18 protein-coding genes are annotated in these 22,596 nt (G+C 59.8%); 7 read left to right on the top strand and 11 right to left on the bottom strand.

Translation table 11 applies throughout. The features are described from left to right. Positions 1–159: 159 nt before the first annotated feature. The 3 genes from J3U87_RS26030 to J3U87_RS26020 all read left to right on the top strand — a co-directional run bounded on the left by J3U87_RS26030 (position 160) and on the right by J3U87_RS26020 (position 4,584). Entirely contained in the window at positions 160–1,104 is a 945-nt protein-coding gene (locus tag J3U87_RS26030) for an ABC transporter substrate-binding protein (RefSeq protein ID WP_237378716.1), read from the top strand. Further along, entirely contained in the window at positions 1,101–2,744 is a 1,644-nt protein-coding gene (locus tag J3U87_RS26025; RefSeq protein WP_237378715.1) for a GGDEF domain-containing protein, read from the top strand. Before J3U87_RS26030 ends, J3U87_RS26025 begins: the two co-directional genes overlap by 4 nt. Positions 2,745–2,946: 202 nt before the next feature. Continuing rightward, positions 2,947–4,584 carry a hypothetical protein gene (locus tag J3U87_RS26020; protein WP_237378714.1) on the top strand — a complete coding sequence of 546 codons (1,638 nt, stop codon included), beginning with the start codon at positions 2,947–2,949 and terminating at the stop codon, positions 4,582–4,584. Positions 4,585–4,650: 66 nt separating this feature from the next. Here the strand turns inward: J3U87_RS26020 and J3U87_RS26015 are convergent, their stop codons facing one another. Continuing rightward, positions 4,651–5,325 carry a pirin family protein gene (locus tag J3U87_RS26015; RefSeq protein ID WP_237378713.1) on the bottom strand — a complete coding sequence of 225 codons (675 nt, stop codon included), beginning with the start codon at positions 5,323–5,325 and terminating at the stop codon, positions 4,651–4,653. 52 nt (positions 5,326–5,377) lie between these two features. After that, positions 5,378–6,013, bottom strand: a complete 636-nt coding sequence (locus J3U87_RS26010; protein WP_237378712.1) for an isochorismatase family protein — start codon at positions 6,011–6,013, stop codon at positions 5,378–5,380. Between the two features lie 155 nt (positions 6,014–6,168). Between J3U87_RS26010 and J3U87_RS26005 the strand changes: the two genes are divergently transcribed. Next, the gene (locus J3U87_RS26005; protein WP_237378711.1) at positions 6,169–7,071 is read left to right on the top strand and encodes a LysR family transcriptional regulator; all 903 of its coding nucleotides are present in this window, start codon (positions 6,169–6,171) and stop codon (positions 7,069–7,071) included. 69 nt (positions 7,072–7,140) lie between these two features. Here J3U87_RS26005 and J3U87_RS26000 read toward each other — a convergent pair whose 3' ends face one another. Both J3U87_RS26000 and J3U87_RS25995 read right to left on the bottom strand, forming a co-directional pair. Next, positions 7,141–7,494: a nuclear transport factor 2 family protein gene (locus tag J3U87_RS26000; RefSeq protein ID WP_237378710.1), complete on the bottom strand. Its 354-nt coding sequence runs from the start codon at positions 7,492–7,494 to the stop codon at positions 7,141–7,143. A gap of 16 nt (positions 7,495–7,510) precedes the next feature. Then, a complete protein-coding gene (locus tag J3U87_RS25995; RefSeq protein WP_237378709.1) occupies positions 7,511–7,978 on the bottom strand; it encodes a VOC family protein in 468 nt (155 codons plus the stop codon). Between the two features lie 148 nt (positions 7,979–8,126). On the opposite strand from J3U87_RS25995, the gene J3U87_RS25990 reads away from it, so the two are divergent. Next, on the top strand, positions 8,127–9,035 hold the full coding sequence (locus J3U87_RS25990; RefSeq protein WP_237378708.1) for a LysR family transcriptional regulator: 909 nt from the start codon (positions 8,127–8,129) through the stop codon (positions 9,033–9,035). Between the two features lie 252 nt (positions 9,036–9,287). Here J3U87_RS25990 and J3U87_RS25985 read toward each other — a convergent pair whose 3' ends face one another. From J3U87_RS25985 to J3U87_RS25970, 4 genes are all read right to left on the bottom strand, one after another. Next, complete coding sequence (locus J3U87_RS25985; RefSeq protein ID WP_237378707.1) at positions 9,288–9,899, bottom strand: glutathione S-transferase family protein; 612 nt, start codon at positions 9,897–9,899, stop codon at positions 9,288–9,290. 950 nt (positions 9,900–10,849) lie between these two features. Further along, positions 10,850–12,247, bottom strand: a complete 1,398-nt coding sequence (locus J3U87_RS25980; RefSeq protein WP_237378706.1) for a DUF1302 family protein — start codon at positions 12,245–12,247, stop codon at positions 10,850–10,852. After that, positions 12,244–13,044 (bottom strand): outer membrane lipoprotein-sorting protein, encoded by an 801-nt coding sequence (locus J3U87_RS25975; RefSeq protein WP_237378705.1) that lies wholly within the window; start codon positions 13,042–13,044, stop codon positions 12,244–12,246. The genes J3U87_RS25980 and J3U87_RS25975 overlap by 4 nt, the downstream gene beginning before the upstream one ends. An 11-nt stretch (positions 13,045–13,055) precedes the next feature. Continuing rightward, positions 13,056–15,521 (bottom strand): efflux RND transporter permease subunit, encoded by a 2,466-nt coding sequence (locus tag J3U87_RS25970; protein WP_237378704.1) that lies wholly within the window; start codon positions 15,519–15,521, stop codon positions 13,056–13,058. A 565-nt stretch (positions 15,522–16,086) separates the two neighbouring features. Here J3U87_RS25970 and J3U87_RS25965 point away from each other — a divergent pair. Next, complete coding sequence (locus tag J3U87_RS25965) at positions 16,087–16,929, top strand: AraC family transcriptional regulator (protein ID WP_237378703.1); 843 nt, start codon at positions 16,087–16,089, stop codon at positions 16,927–16,929. 52 nt (positions 16,930–16,981) lie between these two features. After that, positions 16,982–17,602 (top strand): LysE family translocator, encoded by a 621-nt coding sequence (locus J3U87_RS25960; protein WP_237378702.1) that lies wholly within the window; start codon positions 16,982–16,984, stop codon positions 17,600–17,602. 73 nt (positions 17,603–17,675) lie between these two features. Here the strand turns inward: J3U87_RS25960 and J3U87_RS25955 are convergent, their stop codons facing one another. From J3U87_RS25955 to J3U87_RS25945, 3 genes are all read right to left on the bottom strand, one after another. Then, complete coding sequence (locus tag J3U87_RS25955; protein ID WP_237378701.1) at positions 17,676–18,422, bottom strand: class I SAM-dependent methyltransferase; 747 nt, start codon at positions 18,420–18,422, stop codon at positions 17,676–17,678. Positions 18,423–18,538: 116 nt separating this feature from the next. Further along, a complete protein-coding gene (locus J3U87_RS25950) occupies positions 18,539–19,180 on the bottom strand; it encodes an ECF-type sigma factor (RefSeq protein ID WP_237378700.1) in 642 nt (213 codons plus the stop codon). A gap of 105 nt (positions 19,181–19,285) precedes the next feature. After that, positions 19,286–22,522, bottom strand: a complete 3,237-nt coding sequence (locus J3U87_RS25945; protein ID WP_237378699.1) for a serine/threonine-protein kinase — start codon at positions 22,520–22,522, stop codon at positions 19,286–19,288. Positions 22,523–22,596: the final 74 nt, after the last annotated feature.

Raw genomic sequence — 22,596 nt, 5'->3', positions numbered from 1 at the left:
CAAGATCCTTCCGTTTTCAGCCAACATTGGTGCTTTTTGAGTATAATTAGGGCACATCACTTCACAAAATCCCTTTTCCCGTTTCGTTACCGCGGGAGGGCCGACAACCCCCTGCCGCCCAGGTAACACCAGCCCGTCCAGCATGTTTGAGGTGACACGGTGACCTGTTGGTTTGTCAAAGCGATTTGCCTTATGTATCTGTGTGCGCCTCCTGCGCCGGATTCGCCCAACGCCATCGTGATTGCCGAAAACTATTGGAGCAGTCAAATCGTGCTCTCCCAGATCCTGGGTTCCCTGTTGGAATCATTGGGATATTCGGTGGTTTTCCGTCCCTCGGATACGGATCGCCAATTCGAGGCTCTGGGCCGCGGCCTCATCCACGTGCAGTTGGAGGTCTGGGAAGGCACGATGAAGGAATCGTTCGAACGCGAGCTTGCCACCGGACGCATCATCGACGTCGGTTCGCACGACGCCGAATCGCGAGAAGAGTGGTGGTATCCGCACTACGTGGAGGAACTGTGCCCGGGCCTGCCCGATTGGCGGGCCCTGAACGAGTGCGCCCATCTCTTCGCGACGATGGAAACCCAGCCCAAGGGCCGCTTTCTCACCGGTCCATGGGAAAAGTACGTTCAACAGCGCATCGATGCACTGGGCCTGAATTTCGTTGCCGTGGAGGCCCCACAACCGGATACGCTCTGGTCGGAGTTGGGCGAGGCCTTTCGCCGCAAACAACCCATCCTGATGTTCAATTGGACGCCCAATTCGGTCGAATACGTCTATCACGGGCATTTCGTGGATTTCCCGATCTACCGCCCGGATTGTGAATCGATACCGTCCTGGGGCATCAATCCGGATGCCCTCTTCGATTGCGGCAGTCCCCGAAATGGCTGGATCAAGAAAACGGTGTGGCGCCACTTTCCCAAGGATTGGCCCTGCGCCTATAAAATCGTGCAACGCCTCAGCTTGACCAACCAAATGTTCTCGGAAATCGCCGCCCTCATCGATTTTCAGGGGTACACCAAGGTCGAAGCGGCCGAGATCTGGATTCAAAAACATCCCGAAGTGTGGGCGGCGTGGATTCCCGCGGAGTGCCGGCAGGAATGAGCGGGAATCACCGGAAGTTCTACCCCTACGGCGTTCAGATTCGGCTGCTCAGCGGTTTCACCCTGCTTTTCGCGTTGACGTTTTCCACCAGCCTGGCCGCCATGCTGGTGTTCCGCTCGATCGACCGGAGTTTTTCGCGCGGGGTGGCCCCCAGCATGGACGCCGTCGTGGATGCGGTCCATCTCTCCGATCAGGGTCAGCTCCTGACCAATCTGGCTCCCAAAATGGTGCTCGCTGGCGACCAGACGGAACTGCTCGGCTACACCATCCAGTTCCTGGATCGCCACGATGCCTATCTGAAGCTCATCGAAGAATCCTCGCAGGGCACCATCAACCACACCCACCTCGACTACCTGCAGACCTCCTGCGTCGACATCCAAACCGTCATTCGCGATCTCGACCTGCTCGTCGCCCAACGCATCGATGCCCAGACGAGCACGCGCCGGGTGATTCCCAACCTGATCCGCAAATTGGACGGGATCGGTGAACGCATCGCACGAGAGTCCGGTAGAAACGGGTCGACGAAAGCAAGAGCCTGGTTCCACCACACCCAATCGGTCACGGGGCTGCTGTTTTCGATCAGCACGGAGAGGGATCCGCAATTGGTGATCCAGCGACGCAAATCGATCGAGGAACTGTTGGCTTCGAGCAAGGTGCAGGCGATGTCGATCGAGGGTGAATTGGGCCGGGATCTGCTACAGGCACAAGATCGTCTCCACTCCTTGATCTTGGGAAAAGGCGGGTATTTTCACCAGTTGGAACGAAAGGCCAAGCTGGATCGCGAAATCGCGGTCAAGTTGCAACGGGAGCGGTACATTTCGGATTCCCTGAACAAGGCCACCTTTCAGTTGGTCGAGCAATTACGGGATCGGGTGGGTTCCATTCGCCGGGAAACCGACACCTCGTTGGAGAAGACCCAGTGGATGATCACCGGATTCCTGGGCCTTTCCCTGGTGGGCGCCATCGCCGTGATGTTCTATCTGGAACGCAATGTCATGCGCCGCCTGGCCCTCCTGAGACTCAACATGACTCGTTACGTGGAACACCAATCGCCCATCAAGGACATTCACGGCAAAGACGAGCTGCACGAGATGTACGTAGCCCTGAAGGATCTCATCGAGCGGGTCGAGGATCGCGAGGCCCGCTTGCGCAAGCTCGCCACCACGGATGGCTTGACCGGGGTGCTCAATCGCCGGACCTTTTACGAGAAAGCGCGGGAGGAAGTGGAGCGGGCCACTCGCCTGAAACACCCGCTGAGCCTGATCGTGATGGATATCGATCATTTCAAACGGATCAACGACCGATTCGGCCACGATGCAGGCGATCGGGCGATCGTCGAGGTCGCCAACCGCTGCAGCTCCCAAATCCGAAAGATCGATCGGTTCGGTCGCATCGGCGGCGAGGAATTCGCCGCGGTCCTGGTGGAAACCGAGTTGGCGGACGCGATCATCTGCGCCGAGCGCATGCGCAAGGCGGTCGCTGGCGAGGAACTGGATCTGGGCGAAACGTCGATCGAGCTGACCGTGAGCCTGGGCGTAACCAGGTGGAGCCCCGAAGACGCCATCGAAACGACGTTCAAACGGGCTGACGCCGCGCTCTACAAAGCCAAGGAATCGGGGCGCAACAAGGTCGTTTCTTAAAGGCTCATCAAGCCGGCCAGCCACCCGTTTCGATGGGAATCCGCGAAGTGAAAGTCGTCACTTGCGTCCCTTTTCCGCATCGAAAAGTCCGAAACGTATGGCAGGGTACAGTTCATCGGAATCTGATTTTTTTCGGTTTGTCACCACAATCCCCTCGGAATATAAAAAAGCGAACGCCATGGATTCCGATAGAGGTACGACCATGATGCCACGCCATTTTCTGTATGTATCACTCGCCTGCCTGCTGCTGACCACGACCTCGTTCGCGAGGGACGTGCCCACGGCCATCACCTCTTCGGACACGCCCCGGCGGCATTTCGAAAAGCGCAGTTCCAGCGCCGTGCTCACCTCGCAGGAGCGCGCCTACGTGGCGCAGTGGCGCGTCCAGGATCCCAGTTGGTGGCGGAGTCCGGAGCGCAACCGAGAAGCCATGACGCGCATGAACCGCATCCTCAACATGGCCCACAGCGCCATTCTGCCGCTCACCGACCTGCACCGCCACCCCGAGCTCTTCGGCATCAGCCATCACCGAACCTCGTCCGAGCCCAACGATCTCGGCTGGCTGCGTATCGATCACCGCGAACGCCCGGACCTGTTGGTCTTCGAAAAACTGGTCATCCAGCACCTGTCGGACACCTACGGCACCCTGCTCGAACAGAGCCGCCGCAAGGGCGCGCCGCCGATCTGGCAACTCGCCGACGCGACCGCCACCAGTGCCTGGCCATGGTTTCGCGACGAGCGGGGCCGGCTCCCTTCCCAGGAAGTGCGTCGCCAATTCTTCCAGGCAATGCGCCATCGCCTGTTCACCGAAAAACACATGCAGCACACGCAGGGCGGCGCGGCCCTGGCCGACATCCACGACCGCCTGATGCGGTGCGGTGAAGATCCGCGCGCCTGTTTCTCACGGCTCATGTGGGACAAGATCGAACGCAACTTCAGCCAGCAGCAGAAACGGGTCCAAGGCTTTCTCGCGGCCATCGATCCGGCGCTGTCGCAACGAATGGTGACCTACCTCATCGAAGAACCCTATCGAGGCTTGATCCAGACTTTCGTTCCCATTTCCGATCAGCGGGCGTCGCAATACTATTTCAATGCCTACAAGAGCGGTGGCGGCTCGAGCCCCTTGGAACAGCGCGTCGATTTCGATCCGGGCCACTATGTCACGACCCATTTCCGCCCTTCGCTGCAGATGCACCTGGCTACGCATTCACGACCCGGCGACACGTCGGGGTCGACGCCCTTCCATGCGAGCCAAGCCCATGCGGAAACCGACATGGTCGATCTGCTGCTTCGCCGCCAATGGAAAACCGTGGTGGACTATGGCTTGCCGGATCACCACATCGCGCACTTCCTGGTGCTCAAATGCCAGGGATTCGACATGCAGTTCGGTTTCCAGGCCAGCCTGAAGTCCGACAACCGAACCGCTACCTTGCGCCGGGTCGAAGGCAACCAGCGCTACCATCCCCCTTTCATTCATTTGGGTACCCTAGTCGACGGCAGTACCATCAACCATCCCCAGGCTTTGACGGCCATGCTGGAAGGACGCGAGATCCCCTACGGGTCGCGATTGCAATTCACGGTCTCGCCGTCCATGAGTGCCTACAAACAGATCCACGAGCAACAAAAGCCGCTCATGACCATGGGCCACGTGTGGTACGAGCGCCTGAAAACCAAGGTCGCGGGACCCCAAACCCTCTCCTGTTCCTTGGCGGTGTCCGGCGGGAGCAGCCGGGACTTTTTGGTGCCCCTGTTCGAAACGAAAGCCGATCGCCTGTCCGACCTTCCGCCGATTCTGGAAACGATCGTCAAATCGAAGGGGTTCCCCCAGAACGACCTTTGAGCGCCTCGGGAAATCCGGAGGTCGCGATGGCCAAATGGCCACCGCCAGCCCTCCGGCCTTGGAACCTCAAGCGGCTTGAATGAGCACGAAACGAAGGTCGCTGGTCGCCTTCAATCTAAGGTCTTCCGAGCGGACCAGCACATTCTCGGGAACCGGCTCCCCGTCGATCAGGGCCTGCCCCTGGAAAAGGTAGATCAGAAAGGGACCCGACCCGCGATGCTCTTCGTTTGCAGCAAGGAAACCCACGTCGATCGTCGTTCGCGCCGGGTAGGTTTCGGTTTGGTCGGCGGGCCCACCGTACACACGCCGGATGCCACCCTTCTCGACCGCATAGGTTTTGTAACCGGCCGGCTCGCCCAGTGTTTCCGGTGCCACCCACAGTTGAAGCATCCGGTTTTCCTCGGTGTCCGGATTGACTTCATTGTGAAGGAACCCCTCGCCGCCGGCTCGCTGTACCTGAACCTCATGGTGATCGAGCATACGCCCGTGTTCCAGGGTCCCCTCGTGGGCAAGGCGCCCCTCGATCATGACCGAGATGACATCGACCTCCCGATGTGGGTGCATCCCGGTTTCACCCTTGGGTTGAAAGCGAGCATCGGCCAAGTACACGAAATGGCCTAGGCCGGCCCACGATTGTGGCGTTTTGCCGGGGCCGAACACCCTGGGATCCATGACCAATCGATGTTCGGTCAGCCCTCCGAAACCACCGAGCGGCAAACGGTCGCGTTCGAGTACCTTCATAACCTTTCCTCCTTTCCTCGTTCTCGTCGCACAATGAGCCCTTTTCACAGTTTCAGGATGCGCCATGAGCGGTGAAGCCATCGACCACCCACCCATAGGACGTCAGACGGGAACTCATCAATTCCCCGAGTTCCCTTCCCTTGGGAGACCGCCAATCGCCCATGATTTCTGCCAGAACCGAGGCCCAGGTCGCGACTTTGACGCCAGCCTGACTCATGCGGTGAACGGCAGCGTCGCGAATGGCCGCGTCCCAGGTTCCGGAGGCATCGATGACCGCATAGACATCGTACCCTTCCGCGACCGCGGAGATCGCCGGGAACATCAGGCACACATCGGTGACAATGCCGGCCATGATGATCTTTTTGCGACCGGTCTCCTCGATCGCACGCTTGAATTCCGGGGAATCCCACGCGTTGATCTCGCCGTCGCGACCGATGAATCGCGCATCGGGTAGGGTATCGCTGATTTCCGGCATGACCGGTCCGTTGGGTCCGGTGGCCACGCTGGACGTGACGACGGTCGGTAAATCCAGGATCCGCGCGAGATGGGCAAGGCCCAAAATGTTGCTCTTCAGGACGGTTGGATCGATATCACGACAACCGACCAGGAGTCCGGTCTGATGGTCGATGGATGCGAAAACGGCGTTTTCTGAGGTGAGGCGTTCGGCAAAGCGATTGGAACCGGTCATGGTTTCCTCCGTGTTTTTCGTTCGTCGCCTACCAAGATAAATCTTTCCACCGGGGAGCAGTAGCCCTCGAAAAAGCAAAAGATCTTTCTATATATGAAATAATCATTCTTCGATCGAGCGCCATATTGGATGTGAAACAAGCCGGAGGTTTTCCGATGCGGGATCTCAACGACATGATTGTGTTCGCCAAAGTGGTCGAGGCCGGTGGGTTCTCCGCGGCTGGACGGTTGTTACAATTGCCGACGTCCAACATCAGCCGGCGCGTCGCACGTTTGGAAGTCTCGCTGGATGCGCGGCTGCTGGAACGAACCACGCGCCGCATGCGGCTGACCGAACTCGGCCGCATCTATTACGAGCATTGTAGAAGGATCATGGAGGAGGCCGATCAGGCCGAGCAATCGGTTAGCATGCATCGGGGCACCCCGATGGGGTTGCTGCGCGTCAGTGCTTCGGTCACGACGGGGATTCACTTGATCAGCCCGCTCCTGACCGAGTACCTGGAAGCCTACCCAGAAGTCAAGGTCGACCTGAACCTGACCAATCGCCGGGTCGACCTGATCGAAGAAGGGTTCGACGTGGTGATTCGGGTGGGCTCCCTGCCCGATTCCAACCTCACAGCCAAGTATCTGGGTGAAACGAACCTGTATCTCTGGGCCGCCCCCGGGATCATGGGCGAGCTTGGGGTGCCGGAGGTCCCAGCCGACCTGGCCCGCTTCCAGGTCCTGTGCATGAGCGACAGTGGCTTTTCGGCGAGCTGGACCCTGGAAGGACCCGCTGGAACGGAGACGGTGCCGCTGCAACCTCGCGCCTTCGTCAATGACTTTACCGCCATGCGGCAATTGCTCTTGGACGGCGCCGGTATTGGTTTTTTACCCGGGTATATGTGTACCGAGATGGAAGAGCGGGGGCATTTGGTGCGAGTCCTCCCCGAGTGGCACCTGCCACCCGTCGTGTTTCACGCGCTTTTCACGGGACAGCGGGGTGCGGTTCCCAAAGTGCGTACCTTCCTGGACCTGATCGTCCGCAAACTGCACCCCGAAAAGGCCTGCGAGACCTGAGAGGACACCCCTTCAGCGACCGGATCCAGGGAGTCGCGGACGGTCGACTTCCCGAAGGGGCATCCAATTTCAAAGAGCCGATAGGTCCGCGTAGATCAGGTACTCGACGATGCGATCGGCGTCCAATCTGAGCACGGTGGCGAAGGTCGCGGTAGTGGTCGTGCCGTCGAGCCGAACGTATTGGACCCGGCCATCGCAGATCACCCAATCGCCGTCGGTGAACACGTGTTCGACAATGTGGTTCATGGCCGCAATCGAGTCGAAAAAGGCGCGATTGGCCTCCAGAACCGCCTGTTTACCGACGACGGGCGGATGATTGGCGAAACGGAAGCGCACTCCCTCGGCGAGGAAGGTGGCCAGGCCGTCGAGATCGCGGTTGTCCACACGGAGATAGAGCTTTTCGATGAAAGTGGTGTGATTCATGGACTTCTCCTCTCGCCTATCCATGGGTCCCACCTTCGGCCGGCTCCAGGGTGATGGTGGGATTGACGTCGTAGCGGTTGCGTTCCGCGGGATCTTCGCTCAGGTACTCCACGAATTCGAATTGGTGGCCGGCCGGTTCCAGGAAATAGACACTCCTGCGAAAGGGATGCGCCTCGCCCACGATGTCGATGGGAAAGCCCTTGCGTTCCAGCCTGGCCACCACCGCGTCCAGATCGTCGACCACGAAGCCCAGGTGGGCCAGGCCTGGCTGGTGCCCGGACAGATCGCGATTCTCGCCCTCTGAAGGATCGTTGAGGGTGATATAGGTGTGGTCGTCGCCCACGTGTAACCAGCGACGGGGCGTCCCGCGCCAGTTCATGCGCCCACGCCGCCGCACGCGCCATTCGGGAAATGCGGTCAAAATGAAGTCGAGGGTCTCGTCGATGTCCTTGACGAGCAGATTGGCGTGTTCAAACCTGATCATGGTGTGCTCCTCCTGTACCAAAGCGTGGTTCGATCGAGTCTGGCTCCTTGGAAGCCGTCTAGGGAACAAGCCTACGCCGTTTCCTGAACATCGATAATCTGGTAATTTGGAAACATATTGTCGCAAAATTCTCTACAATCGAGGCGTTATGGAAGCGTATGGTGTGATTCCGGTATTCGTGGCGGTAGTGGAACAGGGTGGCTTCGCAGGAGCGGCGCGCGAGCTGGGTTTGACGCGATCGGCGGTCAGCAAACGAGTCCAGGCCCTGGAACAGCGGCTCGGCGTCCAGCTCCTGCACCGAACGACGCGCAAGATCCGCCTCACGGAGGCCGGTGCGCACTACTACGAGCATGCGGTCAAAGCGCGCGCGGCGGTTCGGGACGCGGAGGACGCGGTCAGTTGGTTGCAGGGCGAGCCGCGCGGGCGGCTGCGCGTACATACCCCGATGTCGTTCGGACGCCTCCACGTGGCGCCCCTGATTCCCGAGTTCCTGAAGCGTTATCCCGAACTCGAGGTCGACATGGAGATGGAAGACCGCATGGTGAACCTTCTGGAGGGCGGCTTCGACGTGGGCATTCGATCGGGGAATCTACCCACTTCCAGCGCGATCGTGCGCAAGCTGGCGCCCGGCCACAGCGTGGTATGCGCCTCCCCCGAATATTTCGAGCGGCACGGCCGACCGGCAACCCCCGAGGAGCTGACCCAACACAATTGTGTCCTGTTCAGTTTTTCCACCGAGGTGGATACCTGGACCTTCCTTGACGCGCACGATTCCCGCGCCATTCAGGTGTCGGGCAACTACCGGGTCAACAACAGCGAAGCCTTGCGTGAGGCGCTCGTGCGCGGGATCGGCATCGGCAGGCTGCCGACCTTCGTCGCCGGTCCGGATTTGCGGGAAGGGCGATTGGTGGCGTGCTTCGAAGCCCTGCGCATGCCGCACAAAGAGATCTACGCGGTGATCCCCGAACGTCGGTTCATGCCAGCGAAAGTGCGGGTGTTTCTGGATTTCGCGGTCGAGTTTTTCGGCGGTGACAAACCCTGGTGGGACACCTGGTGAGACCGTGGTTTCCGAGCGGCGAATACAGTGAATGCTATGCCGACATGGATATTGCGCGCATACCCTGGCATGGTCTCGAGATCAAAAAAACAATTTTGTCCACGAATCACGCGAATTGACACGGATTGGAAGTCATTCTCGGCCAGCCAGGCTCGGCCTCCGTTCCTGTAGCGGTGATTGCTTGGAAGAGCCCGAAGATCACGGTACCGGCAGGGATCACCCAAATCCGGGATCCGTGATCTCGTGCATGGTTCAGGCGTTCATTTTGTTTTCGATGGTGAGGTGATCGGGTTGGGCCGCCACGCGATCCAGCCAGGCGCGAATGGCGGGATAGTTCTCCAGCGAGAAATTCGCCTCGTGGGCTTTGTGGGTGTAGGCGTACAGCGAAATATCGGCCACGGTGTAGCGGTCGCCGACGAGGAACGTTCGCCCATCGAGATGGCGTTCCATCAGTTCCAACGCCTTCAAGCCTCCTGGCCGCCGAGCCGCCAGCTTGTCGGCGAATTCTTCGGCATTGGGCAGGTGCAACCAGAAGCGCGAGGTCGCGATGAACGGCTCGTGACTGTATTGCTCCCAAAACAGCCAGCGATGGACCTCGAACCGCAACAACGGATCGTCGGGAAGCAACGGGGTCCCTTCGGCCAAGTACAGCAAAATCGCATTGGACTCGCTGAGCACGTGCCCCTCGGGGGTGACCAGCACGGGGATCTTGCCGTTCGGATTGAGTTCGAGGAATTCCGGGGTGCGGGAGGCACCGGCCAAGATGTCCGTTTCGATGTAGCGGAACGGTTTGTGACACTGATGCAGCAGCAGGGCCACTTTGTATCCGTTTCCGGAAGTCACGTAATCGTAGAGTTGGTACATGGGGAAACCTCGTCCTTTCGTGATGTGCCTAAAGGGCATGATTCAGATAAGGTGCACGATCTCGCAGAACGTTATCACGAGTTGGCGGAGGGGCCGGTCCAAAAGGTAGATTTCGATTGGGTTAAGGGTTAATCGCAATTTTTTACCACCGAGTTCGCGGAGTTCACTGAGATCTGGGGTTAGCCGTATTTGGGAACATTGCGGGCACATCGTGTGGATGCGGCGGAGGTGCGGTGCTCTATAGTTTCATTGGATTTGGGTTATGGAGAGTCGAACCCCGGCTTGCACGGATCTGGAGGCGAAGTATTTTTTGACTACGGAGTCACCGCCCAGGCCGGCAGCCGGATTGCCGATGGTCCGGCACACCGGCCACCGGGTTTCAAGTGAGTAAAAATTAATCATTTCCCTACGCCATTATCTCTGTGACCTTCCAAGAGCCTATCTCAATCATTTTTTCCAAAAAAATGGCAGCCAGAGTCTCCTCCGGCACTTTGCACCTACCTCCGCGATCTCTGTGAACTCTTATGTGACAAACTCTGTAAAGCAGGAAGGTAACGTTAAAAATATCTGTTGGAACAAGCTGCGTTTGGAGCGCCCGAATGCCGAGAGATTCGTCGTGCCAGGTAGGTTCATCCGCCGGATGAACTAGTCGAAGTAATCCAGGCGAGAAGTTCCAACATATTTTCGAGGGTCGGCGCGATCCTAAGTCGGCTTCAAAATGTGCGCCGGGCCGGCGCACCTACCGGGCACGACGCCCCTTTCGTAGATGCGGGCACACCTATGCGATTCGCTTCGATTAGTTACCCACCTGAAACCCGGTGGTCCGGCAATCCGGCCCCCGGCCTGGGCGGCGACTCTGTGGTAAAAAAGAACTTACACACAAACATCCCTGCACCTTCGAAGCAACGCCCTCCCAGAATCGGCAGCCACATTCGGATCGAGACGAAAAACTAAAACCCGAAATCGCGTCGCAGTCCGAGCGTGATGCGGTCGTGGCGATCGAATCCCAGGAACAATCCCAATCGCGAACCCTCCGGCTCGCCGTAGGCGGCGTACCCCGCCGAAATCTGCCAGTCCTGACTGATGCGGTACTCCAGGGCCAGGCGCGCCAGCCAGCCGTATTGGGCGCGATCCCCAACGGCCAAGCCGATCAAGTCCATCGACAGGTCGTCCCGCAGGGCCGTGCGTCTGAGACGCAGCGCCGTCTGCATCCGATCCTCGGGGAAGAGCGGATCGGCGCCCGTTTCATCGGAGAACACCGACTTTTGCAGTTCGACCTGAATGTGTGTGTCGCGAAAACCGGAATGGGTGAGGCTCACCAGCGCGGAACTCACCGCCGCCGTTTCCGTCCCGGGCAGCAACCCGACGTAGGTGTCGCTCTGATAGGGCCGGTCCCATTCGTGGGCAAGCTCCCACTTCCACAGCCAAGATCCCTTGGCTGTGCTGCCCGCGGCACCCAAAAGCCAATGGCGTTCGTGATCCAACACAAAGGCGACGGATCGAGCCACCGGATCTTGAACCACCCCGGCCAGAGTCCCCTCCTGGCGCACCAGCCGTCCGAGATAGAGGCTGAAATCATGGTGGGGTCCCTCGAAGGCGAACCGACCGGCTACCTGGGGTTCGCCCCACTCGGATGTGGTCGGTTCGTGACGGAAGGAAAGCTCGGGGCCCACATCCCCCAACATGGGCAACACGCCGGTGAAGGGACTGAAATCACTGGTGATGCCGGGCCGGTAGCCGTACTGCGCCACGGGAAACACGTGGGCTTCCATTCGGGTTTTGGTGCCGGTCCAGCCGACGCGCAGCCCCACTTGCGGGAGACGCAGATCCTCCGGCAACGCCAGGCCCGGCTCACGCTGATCCTTGGGGAAGGGCGCATCCAATGGACTGAGCAGGTCGCCTTCACCCCAGGTCACCACCTCGCGCCCCAACACCACTTCCCAATCGGATGTCTCGTAGGCCACGAAAAGTTCGCCGAAACGGAGTTGGGACTCGTAGATGTCGAGGGTTTCTCGATCGTAGTCGTCGCGGTCATGTCGGTAGGCCGCATCGTATTCGCCATGTAGGTCCGCCTTGACCCGAAACCGTTGAAAACGATGGCGATAGGTCAGATTAAGCGTGTTGCGGAACTTGGCCAGCGGATTGTCGCCCCAACGCCGCGACCACAGGCCCAGCTCCGTGTGCCAGAAACCCGTCCAATCCTGCGCCGCCCGCGTTTCTTTCCGGTCCGGTACCCCCTCGGCAAATCCGATGTCGTCGTCACCCCAGTCGTCTTCCTGCGCCCAGAGCGCCGGCACCAGGCAAAGCAGCGCGGCCATCGCCGGCACCAGGATGCAGCATCGTTTCATATCCCGCGTTCCAGCACCTGCTTGGTGAAATCGACCTCCTGGACCTCTTCTTGATCGAAGGCTACCTCGTCCATGCGGAACTCGGTCGTGGACAACACTTCCTTTCCGCGCACGGTGCGGACCACCAGCCGGCGCGTCACCCACACCCCGTCGATCAATTCCACCTGGTGCGCCTTGGAGTACTTCAACTTCTTGCCCTTGGTGATCCAGGCTTTGATCTGCATCGCCACCAGCGATTTTTTCGAGATCCACAACTGCGATTTCAAATAACCCGTCTTCTTCGCTTCCCGCGCGTCGGTGGCTCGCGCCAAGATCAGCCAACAGGGCTCCCCGTCCACCACCACCTCGTCCGACAACAACTCGAACTCGTACAGGTTGGTGTCCATGCGGGTCAGGTCGCTGTAGCTCAGGTCCGATCCCAGGAAGGAACCCGACTGTTCGGCCGTGGCGATGCGCGTGGTTTTGTGCATGCCGGCCAGGTATAGCCACTGCGCGTCGTCCTTTTTACCGTCTTCGTAATCCAGCGACAGGAAGCCGGTGTTGCGCATGGAAGTCGGACTGACGATATGCATGATCTGCTTGCGGTGATCGCTGGCCTCGAGCTGACGAAACCGCAGCGAGCGCTCGCGTTTGCGGCCGTTCTTGCCGGTAATGATCATGTTCATCGTGCCCAGGGCCCGGTCGCCCAGGTCTCTCTTGGCGAAGGCTTCCATGACCAGTCGGGGATCGCGGGTATCCGGCGCCGGCACGACCGGCGTTTCGGTCACCAACAGGCTGAACAGAACCAGTGAAAGCATGGAGAACTCCTTCAGGCCGCTTCGGTTTCGACGGGGGTGACAGGGGCATCGGCCGGCTGTCGGTTCCGACAGAAGGTACGCAGCAGAATCGGACCCAGCAGGACATCGGAGAGCAGGGCGAAGATGACGGTCACCATGATCAGCCCACCGTAGATCTTGACGTTCACGATCGTTCCCGCGAAGTACGCCACGTGGCCCAGGGCAATGATGAACGTGGTCGATACCAGCGCCGGTCCCGAGTGCTCCAGGGTGTACCTGATCGCCCGCTCCACATCGCCGAACTCGCGAAAGTGAATGCGGAAATGGTGCATGAAGTGGATGGTATCGTCCACCGCCAATCCGATCGTGATGCTGGCGATGAGAATGTTGCTCAAATCCAGCGGAATCCCCAGGAAGCCCATGGTCCCGAAGGTCAACAACACGGGGGTCAGGTTGGGAACCAGGGCGATCAGGCCCAGCCGGAGATCCTTGAGGAACAAAAGCAACATCATGCCGACGAATAGCAGCGAGAAACTGAAGCTCTTGATCAGGTCGAAGATCAACTGGCTGACGGTCAGGACCAGGTTGTAGATGTTCCCGGTTGGCCGTACCTCGGCGAGATCGCCCACGATCTGTTCGATACCGTCTTCCAGGTAGGCCCGAAACGGCATGTAACTGGTTGCTTCCATCCAGGACAGGCGCAAACTCATGTGGCCCACCTGAAAATCATCGGTCACCAACGAGCGCAGGTTCTCGGGAGAAGCGTTCTCGAAAAGCAGCAACATGTCGTCGAGTTCGGCCTGGGTATCGGCCAGCGCGAAGGATTCGGGACCACCACCGTGGAAGGTGGCGTGGGTCTCGCGCAAGATGTTCAGGGGGCTGACCGCGCTGCGCACGAGGGGCGCACCGTTTTCGGGATGGGGCCATTTCTTGAGATGGGCTTCCAACGTGTCGAGGCGACGCAACAGTTCGAGGTCGCGCAGGTCCGCCTGGGCCCCGGCCTCCACCAACAGCTCGATTTCGCCGGTACCGGACAGGTTCGTCTCGATCTTGTCGAACCCCTGGCGGATTGGCTGATCGGCGGGAATCCAGGCCATCGGATTGTGCCAGACCTGCAGTTTGGAGAGGCCGTAGCCGAACACCACGAACAGCGCCACCATGAGCGTGAAGCCCCAGTGCAGACGGGTGCCGATCCACATGGGACGGCGGTCGGAAAGTCCCGACATCCAACCCAGCATGCGGCCCATGCGACCCAACTGGGTGCCGTCCTTGGGAACCGGGTAGGGCTTTCGGTCCCAGAGAAAGAAGAGCGGGATGAAGGAAAGCGAAAGCACCATGGCCGAGCACACGCCCAATGCTGCGCTCACACCCAATTCACCCACGATTTCGGTGCTGGCCGCCGTAAAACTCAGCAGGCCGGCCATCGTCGTCAGCGACGTGAACACGATCGGTTTCCCGGTCAGACCGAGGGTCGCCACGATGGCCTCGTGAAGCGCCAACTTCTGGCGTTTGACCTTGAAAATGGCGTAGAAGTGCACGGAATCGCAGATGGCCACACAGGTCAGAAAGCCCGGGAGAATGTTGCCGACGAACGAAACCTTGATTCCCAGAAGGGCCATGAGGCCGTAGGTCCACATGATGGTTTGGATCATCAGCAAGAGCGGGGCGCAGACACCCCAGAAGCGACGGTGCAGAAACACCATGGTAAAGATGATCAGGACGAAGGAGAGCCCGCCGAGGGTCAGCGTGTCCTTGGTCACCAACCGGCTCATCGCCAGGTTGATGGCCGGCAACCCAGCGGTGTGCAGTCGAAAATCCAGAGCCTCGTAGCGCGCCAGGATCGCTTCGATTTCCTCTTGGACCTGGTGGGATTCCTGTTCCGTGATGGGCCGGGTGCGAATGAGCAGGACCGACATGTCGGCGTTGGGCGACACCAGATAGCCCACCACATTGGGATCCTGTAACAGCGCCGCTTTGGCGCGCTTCAAACGCGCACCATCCGGGAGTGGATCCAGCGGTTTGTATATCTCCAGGGTGTCGTCCTGCAGCCTGGTTTTTTCCACGTTGATCAGCGACCGAATGTCGTCGACGATCGAGCCGCCCGACTCCGCGCCCCAGCCTTCTTCTCCGAACTCCTCGAAGCCCCCTTGAACCGTGGTGGGCTCTTCCGCTCGAAGCGATGCGAGGTCGGGATTGAGGTCCGCCAGTTCCCCGTGTAGCGCCGCCAGACGTTCCAAATAGGACTCGGAAAACACATCGCCTTCGACCAAGACCACCGACATGTCGTCGCGACCAAACTCCTCCCGAAAACGTTCGAGCGCCAGGGCCGGCGGCGCGTTTTTGTTCATGATGTTGTCGAAGCTCGCGTCCACTACCAGATGACGCGCCGCCTCGACTACGAAGAAGACGTTCAGCATCAGGATCAGCGCCGCGTACTTGCGGCGATGGCGCAGCAAGTGGTTCGCCCAGGATTCGAACAGGTTGGTTTTGCGGGTCATGGACGACCTCGTTCGGTGAAGATGAGCGGTGCCGCGCGGCGGGAGCCGTCGTCGATCCCTGCCATGGAGCTTAAGAAGGCTTTGTTACCAACAGATTACCGGGGAATCTAGATTGATTCCAGAAATCGATCCCATTTGCCCGACCGGAATCGAGGCGACCGGGACCACCGAGTGGGTTCACCTGGATGGATGAAGTATCGGCCTTCTGTTTTCATGTCTCGGCATGATGATCAGTTACAGATAGTGCCCATCCAGAAGCGAAATCATTTCTACAACCCAAGCGGTCCGGCTGGATGGGCACGCGATCAGGTATCAGGCGCCAGGTATCAGCAAGATCATTGTTCACAGGTGATTAGCTGACACCTGATACCTGACTGCTGATAGCAGTTGGCGTTGGCAACCCTGCCGATCCAGAGGTGACTTTTCATTAAAACCGCTGTTTCTGGATGGGCACCCGTCAACTGAATCTCGGGCCCTTGTGTCCGCAGTCCGAGACCAAACGCCACAGGTTCCATCGCGGCCCATCTCGTGGTACAAGGGAAACAGAACAACGAGGATTGGACTTTTGAAGAGCTTGGCGACACTTTGGAAACCCAAGGGGCGGAAGGGTATCGAGCTTTTTCGGGCTCGGTTGCATCGCTACCGGTACGCCAAGCACATGCACGAGTGTTTTACCATCGGGCTCAACGACGGCGGTCAGGGCCGCTTTTGGTGCCGCGGTACCGAGCACGAGGCACGCCCGGGCGGGCTGAACCTGATCAATCCAAACGAGGTCCACACGGGCCAATCGGAAGATCGCGGCTGGTTCTACCGCGACATCTACATAGAAGTGAGGACCTGGCGGAAGTACCTTCAAATGCTGGGGTTCCGTGATGGACTTGCGGAATTCACCGCACCGGTGGCCGAAGGTCGTAGGACTTGGCAGTCGTTCCACGCGGTATTCACCGCCATGGATCGCGAAGCCTCGCAATTGACCTGTGACACCTTGTTCCTGGAGGCCTTGGCCACCCTGGCTCCGTCGCTCTCGGCGCCACTCCCGGAAGCACACCCCGCCACGGCACGAGAACCGCGCGCCGTGGCAAACGCGAGGGAACTTTTGGAAGCCCACCGCGACGAGGACCTGACCCTCCGGCAGCTGGCCCAGTCGGTCGACCTGCATCCGCACTACCTGGTGCGAGCATTCAAGAAGGCCTACGGTCTACCGCCACACGGCTACCAACGACATCTGCGGCTTCTCGAGGGGAAGCGACGTTTGGCGAACGGGCAACCGATCGCCCAGGTGGCGCACGACCTGGGCTTCTTCGATCAGAGCCATTTCCACCGGCACTTCAAACAAACCTTCGGCGTCAGCCCCGGCGCCTATCGCAAGGTCAATAGCGTACAAGAACCACCGCCCCCAACCGCCTAACATGACTGCAAACCGCCGGTCCCCTCTCCCGTCGGGACCGCTAGGAGCAGACATGGAACTTCAGACGATTCTGGGATTTACAGTGGCCAGTGCGATTTTGATCGCCGTACCCGGCCCCAGCATCTGGTTGGTGGTCTCCCACGCCATGGCCGACGGGCTCCGCGCCGCATGGCCCACCATCGCCGGCGAAGCCCTCGCCCACGCCACCTATATCGGCCTCTGCGCGGCCGGCTTGGATTCGCTGTTCGGGCAGGCGCACCCGATCCTCGGTGTGCTCAAATGGGTGGGCGCCATCTATCTCACTTTTCTGGGCATCCAGATCTGGCTGCAATCCCGTTCGGAAACGTCGGTCTCGCCCACCGCGGCCAAGCCGCCGAAGCACGGGACTCGGTTCGTCCAGGGCTTGGCCGTGACGCTGTGCAATCCCAAGGCTCTGGTCTTCTATGCGGCCTTCTTTCCGCCGTTTCTGAACCCGAACTACCCGATTCGCACACAACTGGTGCTGCTCGGCACATGGTTCCTGTTGCTCTTCATGATGATTACGACCCTGTTCGCCATCCTGGCGGCATCATCGGCCAGTCGATTCCGAAAGGGTAGATCGGCGCTGTGGCTGAACCGCATCGCCGGCGCGACGCTGATCGCGATCGGTGCGATGCTGGCCTTCTCCGATTGAAGGATTCGGCGAAATGCGCCCGCCAAGAAATGTGCGTGATGGCCGTGCCTTCCAGCCGGCTCCGCGCCGTCGTTCAGGTGGATTGCTTCTTAGGTTTCCGGGCCAGCCAGCGCCGACCGATCGCGAAGTCCTCCAAGCGCTCGGCGAGCGCCTTCTCCTGGGCCAGGAAGAGGGACACGAGCCGCGAACCTAGGGCGTCGTCGGCCACCATTTGCAGGAGGTAGCGGTAGAGGTAGGGTGCCTTGGCCTCGCGGACCGATTCGAAGGTTTGGGCCAAGGCGGCGGCCATGGCCGATGCGGTGTGCAGGTCGTGCCCGTGATCCTGGTGCCAGGCGGCCATGGGGTCCTCGGACGCCAACAACGACGCACCGAAGGTATCGCGTTTCCGATCGAGCCGTGCCGCCTCGTCCAGCATGCGCAATTCGCGCTGGAACCATGCTGCCGCCCAAGGCGTCGCATCGGCAAAGGCGAAATCCTCCACGATGAGCACGCCGTCCTCACGCAACAGCGCGGCAGCGCGGGCGACGGATCGTCGGAGATCGTGGATATGGTGCAGTGAGCGGGTAAATAACACGACATCGAAGGGATCGTCATCCCAATCAGGCCAACATGCCTGGATCGCCCGAACCCCTTTGGCCCGGGCCGCCTTCACCGCGTCTCGATGGCTGTCGAGCGCTACCACATCGTAACCCCGATTGACGAGCGCCGCAGCGAGTTCGCCCGCGCCACATCCGATTTCCAGAATCCGCCGCGATCCGTTCGGCACCGATGCTTCGATGAATGCCAGGGTTTCCCCGGTCGCAAGGTCGATCACGCCCATGGAACTTCTCCTTGAACATTTTGGCCACAGTTTACACGGACGACGCGAACACGGAAATCAACAACGATCAGTTTTTTCGGAAATATCACCCATTCGATCGTCTCGCAGGTTTGCAATTAGGCTTCCAGGGAGCGAGATGCGTTGCCGGCGTGCTCGTTTTGTTGGAGATAGTGCTTCAGGAAGAGCAGTCCCCCTTTGAGATCCAGGTACACCGAAGATCGGCTCATACCCATTTCGGCCATGATGCCCTTGAACGACATGTCCTGGTAAAAGCGCATGTGAATGATGCGCGACTGACGTGGCGCAATCGTCGCCAGTTTGCGCAATCCCTCCAGAAGGGTCATGATCGAATCGAGGCTGAGGGCTTCTCCGTCCGCGATATCGGCGAGTTCCACATCGGCCGCCAAATGGCCTTGCGCGCGAAACTTCTTGCGCCGGTAGTTCAGGAGAATGTGCAACATGATCGACTTGGCCAGCGCAAAAAACTGGGCCCTGTTTTGAAATTCCCGGCCGATGCGATAGTGGTAAAGCTTGGGGAACGCCTCGTGAAGCAGATCGGTAGCCGACATGGTCGCCGCGGGTCCCGCACCCGCGACGAACTCGGACAACAATTTGAGGGAAATGTGCTTCAGGTCGTCGGCGACCGCCGGCCACAACCGATCGAACACGGCGCGACCCTCCTCCTGCCATTGACGCAACAGACAGGTCACGTCGCCTTCATCACCCATGGGTTTCCGTTCTGGATTCGAATCGTTCATGGTGCCATCTCCTAAAGGAATGGAATCGAGGGCGATCGAAAGATCGACTGAGGCTCCGAGGACGGGAAGGGTTCGAGGGGCCTGTGTCCCATGCAGGAAACGAGTTCAGGAGGCGGATTCATCCAAATCCTTGAGGCGTTCGGCAACGAGGTACCTTTGGAAAAGGGTCCGAACTTCGCGGAATTGGGGAGCTTGTCGATCCTCCCCACGCCAGAAAGCCTTCAATGCGAGCCAATGGCGCGTAGAAGGTTGGGTCAGGTAACGGCGCAGGAGCCTCACCGCTTCGATTCGACTCACGATGCGGTGCCGTTCGGGAAGCTCCGTGTGCGAGGATACCAGGTCCGCCAAATGATCGAGCGGAAGATCCGACGGCACGCGCAGATTCTCGTAAAGGGCGAGCACACTGGCAACCTCGAACCATGGAAGGGTTTCCTCGCCATAGCGGCGTGCGGTTCTTTCCAGGTTGTCCACGAGCCTGGCTCGCGCCGCATCCACCGACACCACCGCCGCCAGATAGCGCGCCACCGAGAGATCGTGATAGTAATCTTCGAAAGAAGGCAACGCCGAACTGGTAATCGCCGTCGTGTCGATGCCCAGGTAGCAGGCGGCCTCGAGCGTGTCGCCGCGAGAAAGCGCGATCGAAGCCAGCAGTCCATTCGCCCGGGACATGCGTAATCCCCGCGTTCGGTTCCGGTTGAGATGCAAAACGAGGCGTGCGCGATCGGCACTCTCGGTCAGGTTTCCCATGGCGTAACGAAGGCGCGCCAATTCCAACAGGGGCCTGTCGCGGCTCGTGCCGTGGTTGGTGGACGACCGAAACAAGGATCGAGACCTGTCCAGAGCCCGCGCCGCTTCGTCGTACTCGTGACTCTCGAGGAGTGCGCGCCCCAACCATAGGTAGGCCTTGGCGCCGGGCACCGGATCGGTTTCACCAAAGGCGGCACCGGCCGCGACGGCTCGGGCCGCCAACCGCGCCGAGGTTTCCGGATTCCCGATCATGAGTTCGGAAAACGCCAAATTCCTGAGGGCGAGCTCGGTGTCGGGATGTTGCTCCCCGCGGCTCGCGGTCCAATCCTGAAGCACTTCGCGATAGTATTCGCGCGATCCGAAAAGGTCACCATCGTGCTGCAGGACGGCAGCCAGGTTGTTTTTGATCGTGGTGGTTTTGGGATGATCTTCGCCAAGACGTTCCCGGCGAATCGCCAGCGCTTCCTCGAAGGCCACCCGGCTCGCCTCATGATGATCGGCCTTGAAATGAAGGTTGCCAAGGCTGACGAGCAGACCGGCCAACGTCGGATGTTTGGATCCGAGCCGCGTACGCGCGATGCGAATCGACTGGGCCGTCACATCCAACGCCTTGTCGTACGCGCCGAGCTTCGAATAGACGTTGGCCAGGTTGGATTGCGCCGAAATGGTCATGAGATGCTCCGCCCCTCGGTGCCGCTTCCACAGCAACACATTCTGTCGAAAGACCTCCTCGGCCTCGGCAAGCCGGTTCGTCTGAAAGAGCAGGATGCCCCACAGGTTGTTGACCTCGGAGATGTCCTCCACATCCACGGGCTCGATGGTATCCAAAATCGATCGGGCCTTCCGGATACGGGCCTCCACGGCCTTCCAGCGACCCAGCTCGAGGTCGGCCCTGCCGCGATTGATGAGCGCCTTGGCGTAATCTCTGCCCGCCGCGTTCGTTGGCGCTTCTTCGAAAAAGGATTCAGCCGCGGTCAGGAGCGGTATCGCCTCTTCCACCCTTCCCTGCTCCAAATACAGCAGACCCAACTCCATACCGGCCTTGATCGGCACGGGATGTCGGACGCCGTGACGTTCGCGTTCCAATCTGTAGGCTCGCGCCAGCAAGGGCTCGGCCGTTTCCAGAAACCCCATCTGCCGATTGATCAAGCCCAGGACCGAAGCCAACCGGGCCTGCATCTCGGGCCGATCGCCAAAAGCTTCCTCGAGGTTGTTGGAGGCGTTTTCCAACAGGAACTCCACCGAAAGGTCGGTCGATTCCATCGCGAACGGATCCGCGCCGACGAAGATGTCTTGGATGAATTGGGAGGTTTGGGCGTTGATGCGGCGTTCCTCGTCGATCATCCGCCACTGGCGGTAGAGAGCCGCGGAGAAGAGCACCGCCATCATCGTCGTAAACAGCGCGGCGGTCACCGACAGACGGTTGCGGCGCACGAAGCACCGAGTACGGTAACGCCACGATGATGGACGCGCCAGAATCGGCACGTCGTTTTGGTAGCGGACGATGTCTCCCGCCAGGTCCGCCACACTCTGGTAGCGGTCCTCGGGGTCGAAAGCCAGGGCCTTTCCCACGATGCAGTCCAGGTCGCCACGCAGTTTCGTCACCCAGGTGACGGGACCCGGATCGTAGGCATCGGATCGATCCCGTTCGAACCACCCCCAAGGTGGCACCTGTGCCGGCAGGGTCGACCGCAGAAGGGAGCTGGCGAGCGGGGCCGGCCCACCATTCATGCGTTCGAGCAGTTCGAGGGGTGAGCCTTCCGAACGGTGAAAGGGCCTGCAACCCGTGATCATTTCGCAAAGCAGGATCCCCAGGGTGAAGATGTCCGAGGCGGTGGAAAGCGGTTGGGAACGCAATTGCTCGGGGCTGGCATAAAGTGGGGTGAGCACCCGCCCCGCGGCCTCGGTCACGGCTTGTTGGTAACCCGTTTCGGGATCGATCAGGCTGGCGATGCCAAAATCCAGCAGCTTCGGCATCCCGTGTTGATCGACGAGGATGTTCGCCGGCTTCAAATCACGATGAATCACGAGCTTTTTGTGCGCAAAGGCAACCGCGTCGCAGATTTTTAAAAACAGATCCAATCGCTGGTTCAGATCGAGTCCGAATCGAACGCAGTGAACATCCAGATGCTCGCCCCGAATTCGCTCCATCACGAAATAGGGTTGCCCCGCCGGCGTGAGGTTACTGTCGTAGATTTGGCAAATGTGGGGATGCTTGAGCTGTCCCAGTATGCGCCGCTCCATCACGAACCGGCGGGCGTGGACCGAAGACTCCAAATGGCGACGGAGAATCTTGATGGCGACCGGCAACGCGGTTTCGTCTTCCCGCACGGCTTCGTAGATGAGGCCCATGCCTCCCTCTCCGAGAACCCCCAGGATGCGATAGTTCCCCAGGCGCTCGGGTGGTTGATCGCCGAGCAACATGGAGAAGTCCAGTTCCTCCTCGACGGCCAGGCGAGCCCGAACCAATTCGAACAGTTCCCGATCGTCGCCGCATTTCTCGGAAAGAACGGCAACCCGCCGGTCTTGCTCCAAAGCAAGGATTTCCATTAAGAGATCGAAGGCTTTCCGCTCGCGTTTCAGAGTTCCACTCACCGATTGACGACCTTTCCGCTGTGTTGATGTCCATGCTCGATTATTGAGAAAAAGGACGTGGAAAACACCCTTTT

Source organism: Sulfidibacter corallicola, assembly GCF_017498545.1.
Taxonomy (GTDB): Bacteria; Acidobacteriota; Holophagae; order Acanthopleuribacterales; family Acanthopleuribacteraceae; genus Sulfidibacter; species Sulfidibacter corallicola.
Note: the sequence above shows the minus strand (reverse complement) of the source record. Positions and strands in the feature narration are given on the sequence as shown.

Excerpts from the sequence above, each read along its gene's own strand:
- J3U87_RS26025 (WP_237378715.1), top strand. The coding sequence starts at position 1,101 with ATGAGCGGGAATCACCGGAAGTTCTACCCCTACGGCGTTCAGATTCGG.
- J3U87_RS26020 (WP_237378714.1), top strand. The coding sequence starts at position 2,947 with ATGATGCCACGCCATTTTCTGTATGTATCACTCGCCTGCCTGCTGCTG.
- J3U87_RS26015 (WP_237378713.1), bottom strand. The coding sequence starts at position 5,325 with ATGAAGGTACTCGAACGCGACCGTTTGCCGCTCGGTGGTTTCGGAGGG.
- J3U87_RS26010 (WP_237378712.1), bottom strand. The coding sequence starts at position 6,013 with ATGACCGGTTCCAATCGCTTTGCCGAACGCCTCACCTCAGAAAACGCC.
- J3U87_RS26005 (WP_237378711.1), top strand. The coding sequence starts at position 6,169 with ATGCGGGATCTCAACGACATGATTGTGTTCGCCAAAGTGGTCGAGGCC.
- J3U87_RS26000 (WP_237378710.1), bottom strand. The coding sequence starts at position 7,494 with ATGAATCACACCACTTTCATCGAAAAGCTCTATCTCCGTGTGGACAAC.
- J3U87_RS25995 (WP_237378709.1), bottom strand. The coding sequence starts at position 7,978 with ATGATCAGGTTTGAACACGCCAATCTGCTCGTCAAGGACATCGACGAG.
- J3U87_RS25990 (WP_237378708.1), top strand. The coding sequence starts at position 8,127 with ATGGAAGCGTATGGTGTGATTCCGGTATTCGTGGCGGTAGTGGAACAG.
- J3U87_RS25985 (WP_237378707.1), bottom strand. The coding sequence starts at position 9,899 with ATGTACCAACTCTACGATTACGTGACTTCCGGAAACGGATACAAAGTG.
- J3U87_RS25980 (WP_237378706.1), bottom strand. The coding sequence starts at position 12,247 with ATGAAACGATGCTGCATCCTGGTGCCGGCGATGGCCGCGCTGCTTTGC.
- J3U87_RS25975 (WP_237378705.1), bottom strand. The coding sequence starts at position 13,044 with ATGCTTTCACTGGTTCTGTTCAGCCTGTTGGTGACCGAAACGCCGGTC.
- J3U87_RS25970 (WP_237378704.1), bottom strand. The coding sequence starts at position 15,521 with ATGACCCGCAAAACCAACCTGTTCGAATCCTGGGCGAACCACTTGCTG.
- J3U87_RS25960 (WP_237378702.1), top strand. The coding sequence starts at position 16,982 with ATGGAACTTCAGACGATTCTGGGATTTACAGTGGCCAGTGCGATTTTG.
- J3U87_RS25955 (WP_237378701.1), bottom strand. The coding sequence starts at position 18,422 with ATGGGCGTGATCGACCTTGCGACCGGGGAAACCCTGGCATTCATCGAA.
- J3U87_RS25950 (WP_237378700.1), bottom strand. The coding sequence starts at position 19,180 with ATGAACGATTCGAATCCAGAACGGAAACCCATGGGTGATGAAGGCGAC.